Below are 6,496 nucleotides of genomic sequence, written 5' to 3'. Positions count from 1 at the left end.
CTACAAACCTGAAGAAGGACTGAAGTCCTTACTACAAACCGGGGTATTTATCGGACTCGCACATAAAATTCATATTCGTATCCCCGGAAATTAGAGTCTAGTTGAAATGTGTAATTTCCAGTAACAGGGATTTTGCCTGTCCACTCTGTTTCATTACCTTGATAAGAATTTCCTAAAAGTTTGCCGCCAGGAGTGATAATTTGCGGGAAAACATCTTTCCGATTCTTAACCGTCATTGTTTGATTTTTAGCAGCCCGAATCTTGTAAGAGTGAGTTCCACCGCCGATAATTCGACCTTTAACAATTGCTTCATCTCCCCCCGGAAGAAAATTAATCTGCTGGTTGACGTTAGAACAACTGCTTTCGGTGCGGTTTTTGGCAATCCAACCGGGAACTGGATCGGTAATTCGCAGCCAACCGTTTTGTTCTTCGGCGACTGAAACAAAGGTATTATTGTTGAGTTTTCCTACTATTTTGCTGTCGCTTACTTGGGGGTGCGATCGCACATTCAGCGGTGGATTCGGATCGCTAACTACAGCCATACTGATTTTACAGCCGGAATTGGGCGGTGTGACAACTACCGGGGCAACTTTTTGCGGCGAGACTCCGGCGATTAGTGGTGGTTGAAGTGTGGCGCTTTTGGCTGCTTGAGATTCAGATGCGGGAGATGCTGCGGCTTGGGTTTCTACTTGCAGGGGTTCTGCTGGTTCAGATTCGGGGTTGTTCGCCGGAAAAAGTGCGATCGGGTTTGTGACGGCTGCTGGGGATTCTGCAAGGGGGGGATTGGATTGTTTGATCACACCCGACTGTATAGTTGCAGCAGCTACTCCCACGGCTGTGGCTAGCCCTGCTAAGCTGACTGTGATGATTTGAGTAGAAGTAAATGACATAAAAACCCCCTCTGTATTTATACTGAGAATTTTTGTTCGGAGTTAGCCCGATCGCCAGTTAATTTATAGGGAAAATACTTAATCAGCGCGGATTTATCAAGATTTTCCCGGAAAATTTGGGGCGCTCACCATTCTATTTATAGTGAAAATACTTAATCAGGGCTCATGTTTCCGGAGGAGTTGCTAAAATTTAACATCGATAATTGTCACAATAATTTCACTCCGTCTATACTTGACACCTGTAGTGATGGTACTGTTGCTCTGAGCCAGTTGTGCTCACATCGAGCAAGGTAAGCATCCAGCGCGAGGTGCACTTTATTAGTTCTCATGTCAAGATTTATTCCTTTCAGATTACAACCGCCTCGCGATCGACTGCTTTCGGAGGTAAAGCGGGAAGTCCAAGCAGGCCGATCGCAGTCTTTGCACGCTGCTGTGCTGGCTAACCTCAGCCAAGACTCCCAGCCTGTCGGTGTTAGCCGCTGTTGGGATGTGGAAGTGAAAGCGGGAAACCGTCCGAGTTTTCGGCTTCCTCCCAAAGCTAGCATTTCTAAAGTGTTCGATCGCACCAACGGCAAATTAGTCATTTTGGGAGCGATCGGTGCAGGCAAAACCACGACGCTGCTAGAATTAGCTCTGGTATTAGTTTCCCGCGCCGAACAAGATCCTAATTTACCAATACCGGTGCTGTTTGAACTAGGATCGTGGAAAGCAGAATCTGGGGCGATCGCAGATTGGTTAATTGCTCAGCTTCAGTACAAATACGGCATCTCTCCTGCTGCGGGCAAAAAATGGCTCGCCGAACAAAAATTGCTGCCTCTCCTCGACGGTTTTGACGAAGTAGAAACCCACCGCCAAAATAGCTGCATTCAAGCAATCAATCAGTTTGTTGAAAGTGAATTTAAACCCAAACATTTAGTAGCAAGCAGCAGTTTTGAAGTGTACAAAAACTGCCAGACAAGATTTAAATTGCAAGCAGCAGTTTTGTTAAAACCTCTGACAGAAACTAAAATTCAAAATTATCTGCTAGAAGCCAGAAGCCGCGAACTTTGGTACAGCATCGAGAACGAGCCGGAGTTGCTGAAATTGGCAAAAGCTCCCTTGTTGTTGAGCATGATGGCTCTAGCTTACGATGATATTTTAATCGAATCTTGGAAGCGCATAACTTCCGCAGAAGAACAGCGCAAATATCTGTTAACTGCCTACATTCGCCACCAAATGACTGGGGAAGTCAAGCAGTATCCCAGAAATCAGGAACTGCGGCCCGAACAAATTCGCCACTGGTTGGGATGGTTGGCCAAAAAGATGGAACAGCAAGGAATTCAAGAATTTTACCTCGATCGCATACCGTCGAGCTGGCTGCAAACAGGCGAGCAACAGCGCAAATATCAGTTTGGAGTTAAGCTGGTTGGCGGGCTGATTTGGGTGATTTTGGGAGCAATTGCTACGCTAGTCTCCGGGTCGATTTGGGGGTTGATTGCGGGTGCTGCGGCGGCGGTAATTAGTGCTGTGTTGCCACCAATTCCGGCGATTGAAAGTTTGATGTTGCACCTGGTACTGTGGTCTAGCGGCCATATTCCTTGGGATTACAAGCGTTTTCTCGATGCTGCGGGCGATCGGCTGTTGCTGCAAAAAACGGGCGATCGGCGCTATCGATTTATTCACGATTTATTACAAAAGCATTTTGCTGAAATATAAATGCTTAACTAAATCCACTGAATTTAACATAAAACACAGGTTGCTGTATATGTCTTCTTTCCTTCTTCCCTTCTTCGTTATTCGTTCTTCCTTACTGTACTGTATCGATCGCCCGTACTTGAAACAGCATAACGAGCGATCGAATTACTGACTCTAATTAGTTCATATTTTCTGGTTCTACTCCCAAATCCTGCAATTGTTGAGCTAATTGTTCGACACGTTGAGCTAATTGTTGGGCGCGTTGCGATTCCTGTTGGGCGCGTTGCGATTCCTGTTGGGCGCGTTGCGATTCCTGTTCGACACGTTGAGCTAATTGTTGGGCGCGTTGCGATTCCTGTTTCACCTGTTCTTCTGGTGTCAGATAGCGTTGGCCATCGCTGTCGTACCAATACAACCACTCCCTCGTCACCCCAGAATAATTTCCCCTTTCACAACCAATTCCCAAACCAATTTCTGGCATCCAAACTGGACTTCCTGACTGTAATTCATATTTGCCATTAACTAACTTGTGTACTTCTAAATGAGGTTTCCGGCGGCGGCGGGAAGAATAAATAATGTAATAAAGTACACCTAAAGCTTGATATTCTTCCAATTTGGTGCTGTATTCCTTGCGATAATTTGGAGAAACAACTTCCAGCACGAACAGCGGCAGGACATTTTCATCCCAGAGCACGTAACTGGGACGCAATTCTTCGTCGTAAAACCTTTCTACTCCTAAACTTAAGAAAGCATCAGGGACGATGGGCGGTGTTTCTGGGTGATAGTAAATACCCATATCAATCCCAAAAAACCAGTCCATGCGTTCCGACCACAGTATTAACAAGATTGCTTTTAACAACCCCGGTATTAGTTCTTGCAGTTCATTATCCACAGGCGTTTCATCAGAATCTGGCAGTTCGTCGGCGGAGGGCAAGTTCCTCGGTAAGTTGTAATGTAACATTGTGGCTTTCCTCAAAACTAATTCACATTATAGAAACACAAATTACTATTGAACAATGGAATATTTTTCCAAGGATTTGACAAAAATGGCGAAAGATGATAGGTGAAAAATTTTATACTATCCAAGTGCAAACTGTGCGATCGACTCCTAATCCGCACCCCAAAAGGTTAAGATTCTAATCTGACCTCCTGCAATCATTGCTTCACCTCCTATGGCAGAAACCCTACTGTTCAACGCCCTCCGCGAGGCGTTAGACGAAGAAATGGCCCGCGACTCAGCCGTATTCGTACTCGGCGAAGACGTAGGTCAATACGGCGGTTCCTATAAAGTCACCAAAGACCTCTACGACAAATATGGCGAACTCCGAGTGCTCGATACCCCGATCGCCGAAAATAGCTTTACAGGCATGGCAGTCGGCGCAGCAATGACGGGATTGCGCCCGATCATCGAAGGCATGAACATGGGCTTTTTGCTGCTGGCCTTCAACCAAATCTCCAACAACGCCGGAATGCTGCGCTACACCTCCGGCGGTAACTTCAAAATGCCGATGGTAATTCGCGGCCCCGGCGGTGTGGGCCGACAACTCGGCGCCGAACACTCCCAGCGGTTAGAAGCCTATTTCCAAGCAGTACCGGGTTTGAAAATAGTCGCCTGTTCGACTCCCTACAACGCCAAAGGACTCTTAAAATCAGCCATCCGCGACGATAACCCGGTGCTGTTTTTCGAGCACGTTTTGCTTTACAACCTCAAGGAAAATTTGCCAGAAACAGAATATTTAGTGCCGTTAGACAAAGCGGAAATTGTGCGATCGGGCAAAGATGTCACCATCTTGACATATTCGCGGATGCGGCACCACGTTCTGCAAGCCTTGCCCGCACTCATGAAAGAAGGTTACGATCCCGAAGTGATCGACCTAATTTCTCTCAAACCCCTGGACATGGACACCATCGGCGAATCCATTCGCAAAACCCACAAAGTAATTATTGTGGAGGAGTGCATGAAAACCGGAGGCATCGGTGCCGAACTAATTGCTTCGATTAGCGATCGATTTTTTGACGAACTCGACGCACCAGTTTTGCGCCTGTCTTCACAAGATATCCCTACACCTTACAACGGTAATTTGGAAAGACTGACAATTGTCCAGCCCAACCAAATTGTCGAAGCCGTCCAAAAAATGGTAGCTTTGCGAGTATAAAGAGTCATTAGTCATTGGTCATCAGTCATCAGTCATTGGTCATTGGTCATGAGTCATTAGTCATTGGTCGGTAGTTAGGTAGGTAGAAGAAATAATCAATCTGTGCATCCGTGTTTTAGCATCAATGTCATGCTGGCAGATATCGTTAGTCTTAGCGAACCACCAAATACTAATAACTAATGACTAATGACGTTGGACGTTCGCTCGCGGGGACAGCAAAACATGACCAATGACTAATGACCAATGACTAATGACCAATGACCGCTGACTAATGACCACTGACTAATAAATAATTAAGTATGCAAAAACAACGTTCATTATTAGCCCTAATTTTTGTTTTGATCGTAGCCGCTATTACTGTGATAGCAACAATTCCGACGCGGCTGGGATTAGACTTGCAAGGAGGGTCGCAACTCACAATTCAGGTAAAAACTACCAAAGATATCCCAAAAATTGACCCAGGAATGTTAGAAGCAGTGCGGCGGATTGTCGAAAACCGCGTCAACGGTTTGGGTGTTTCCGAAGCATTAGTGCAAACAGTAGGAGAAGACCAAATTCTCGTACAATTACCCGGAGTAAATGACCCGCAGCAAGCAGAACGAGTTTTGGGCGGCACGGCCAAGCTAGATTTTCGGGAACAACTGCCGGGAACAGAAGCGCAATTAGGCATTGAAAGGCAGTTGCAGCAAGAATTGCTGGCAAAGCAAACCGAATTGAGAACTACCAAAAATAGCAAAAATCAGGCCGCAATTCAAGAAAATCAGGCTGCTTTGAAAAGAAGCAATGAGGCGATCGCCAAACTCTACAAAAGCAGCGGACTCGGCGGCGAAAACCTCAAAGATGCTCAAGCTCAACCCACTGGTAACGAGTGGAACGTCGCTCTCCGTTTCGACACGAAAGGAGGCGAACTATTTGGGGAACTTACTAAAAATTTAGCCGGCACTGGACGGACTCTCGGCATTTTTCTAGACGAAAGAATGATCAGTTCTCCTGTAGTAGGCGTTGAATTTGCCCAGACAGGAATTACTGGCGGCAATGCCGTAATTCAAGGTCGCTTTACAGCGCAAGAAGCTAATGATTTAGGAGTGCAATTGCGGGGCGGTGCTTTGCCTGTGCCGGTGGAAATTGTCGAAAACCGCACCATCGGTGCCAGCTTGGGACGAGACAGCATTCAAAGCAGTATTAATGCAGGTATCGGCGGCTTAATTTTAGTCTTGATTTTCATGGTTGCCTACTATCGACTCCCCGGCGTCATTGCCAATATTGCTCTGTTAATTTATGCTTTGTTAACTTGGGCCGCTTTCGTGCTGTTGGGGGTGACATTAACGCTGCCGGGAATTGCTGGTTTTGTCCTCAGCATCGGGATGGCGGTGGATGCTAACGTGCTGATTTTTGAGCGCACGCGGGAAGAGTTGCGGGCGGGGAAGACGCTTTATCGATCGGTCGAATCTGGTTTTTACCGCGCTTTTTCCAGCATTTTAGACGGTAACGTAACTACGCTGATTGCTTGTGCTGCTTTATTCTGGTTGGGCGCTGGTTTAGTTAAAGGGTTTGCTGTAACCCTAGCCTTGGGAGTGGTAGTGAGTATGTTTACTGCTCTTACTTGCAGCCGCACTCTAATGTTGGTAGTGTTGGGCTTTCCCGAATTGCGCAAACCCGAGTGGTTTTGTCCCGGTTTGTCGAAAACTGCTAATAGTTAATGGGGCATGGGGCATGGGGCATGGGGCATCTTGCCCGCTCGCGAAGTCGAAGGGTGGGCATGGGGCATGGGGCATG

5 protein-coding genes are annotated in these 6,496 nt (G+C 46.7%); 3 read left to right on the top strand and 2 right to left on the bottom strand.

Annotation, left to right across the window (positions count from 1 at the left end; translation table 11 throughout):
• Window positions 1-47: 47 nt before the first annotated feature.
• The gene (locus QUB64_RS12635) at window positions 48-890 is read right to left on the bottom strand and encodes an SH3 domain-containing protein (RefSeq protein ID WP_333268889.1); all 843 of its coding nucleotides are present in this window, start codon (window positions 888-890) and stop codon (window positions 48-50) included.
• Window positions 891-1,217: 327 nt separating this feature from the next.
• On the opposite strand from QUB64_RS12635, the gene QUB64_RS12630 reads away from it, so the two are divergent.
• The gene (locus tag QUB64_RS12630) at window positions 1,218-2,585 is read left to right on the top strand and encodes an NACHT domain-containing protein (protein WP_333268890.1); all 1,368 of its coding nucleotides are present in this window, start codon (window positions 1,218-1,220) and stop codon (window positions 2,583-2,585) included.
• A gap of 157 nt (window positions 2,586-2,742) precedes the next feature.
• On the opposite strand, the gene QUB64_RS12625 is transcribed toward QUB64_RS12630, so the two are convergent.
• Window positions 2,743-3,525, bottom strand: coding sequence for a Uma2 family endonuclease (locus QUB64_RS12625; RefSeq protein ID WP_333268891.1), 783 nt, complete (start codon window positions 3,523-3,525; stop codon window positions 2,743-2,745).
• Between the two features lie 211 nt (window positions 3,526-3,736).
• Between QUB64_RS12625 and QUB64_RS12620 the strand changes: the two genes are divergently transcribed.
• On the top strand, window positions 3,737-4,720 hold the full coding sequence (locus tag QUB64_RS12620; RefSeq protein WP_333268892.1) for an alpha-ketoacid dehydrogenase subunit beta: 984 nt from the start codon (window positions 3,737-3,739) through the stop codon (window positions 4,718-4,720).
• A gap of 299 nt (window positions 4,721-5,019) precedes the next feature.
• Complete coding sequence (secD, locus tag QUB64_RS12615) at window positions 5,020-6,420, top strand: protein translocase subunit SecD (protein ID WP_333268893.1); 1,401 nt, start codon at window positions 5,020-5,022, stop codon at window positions 6,418-6,420.
• Window positions 6,421-6,496 lie beyond the last annotated feature (76 nt).

The organism is Microcoleus sp. Aus8_D2 (assembly GCF_036702665.1).
Classification (GTDB): domain Bacteria; phylum Cyanobacteriota; class Cyanobacteriia; order Cyanobacteriales; family Microcoleaceae; genus Microcoleus.
Note: the sequence above shows the minus strand (reverse complement) of the source record. Positions and strands in the feature narration are given on the sequence as shown.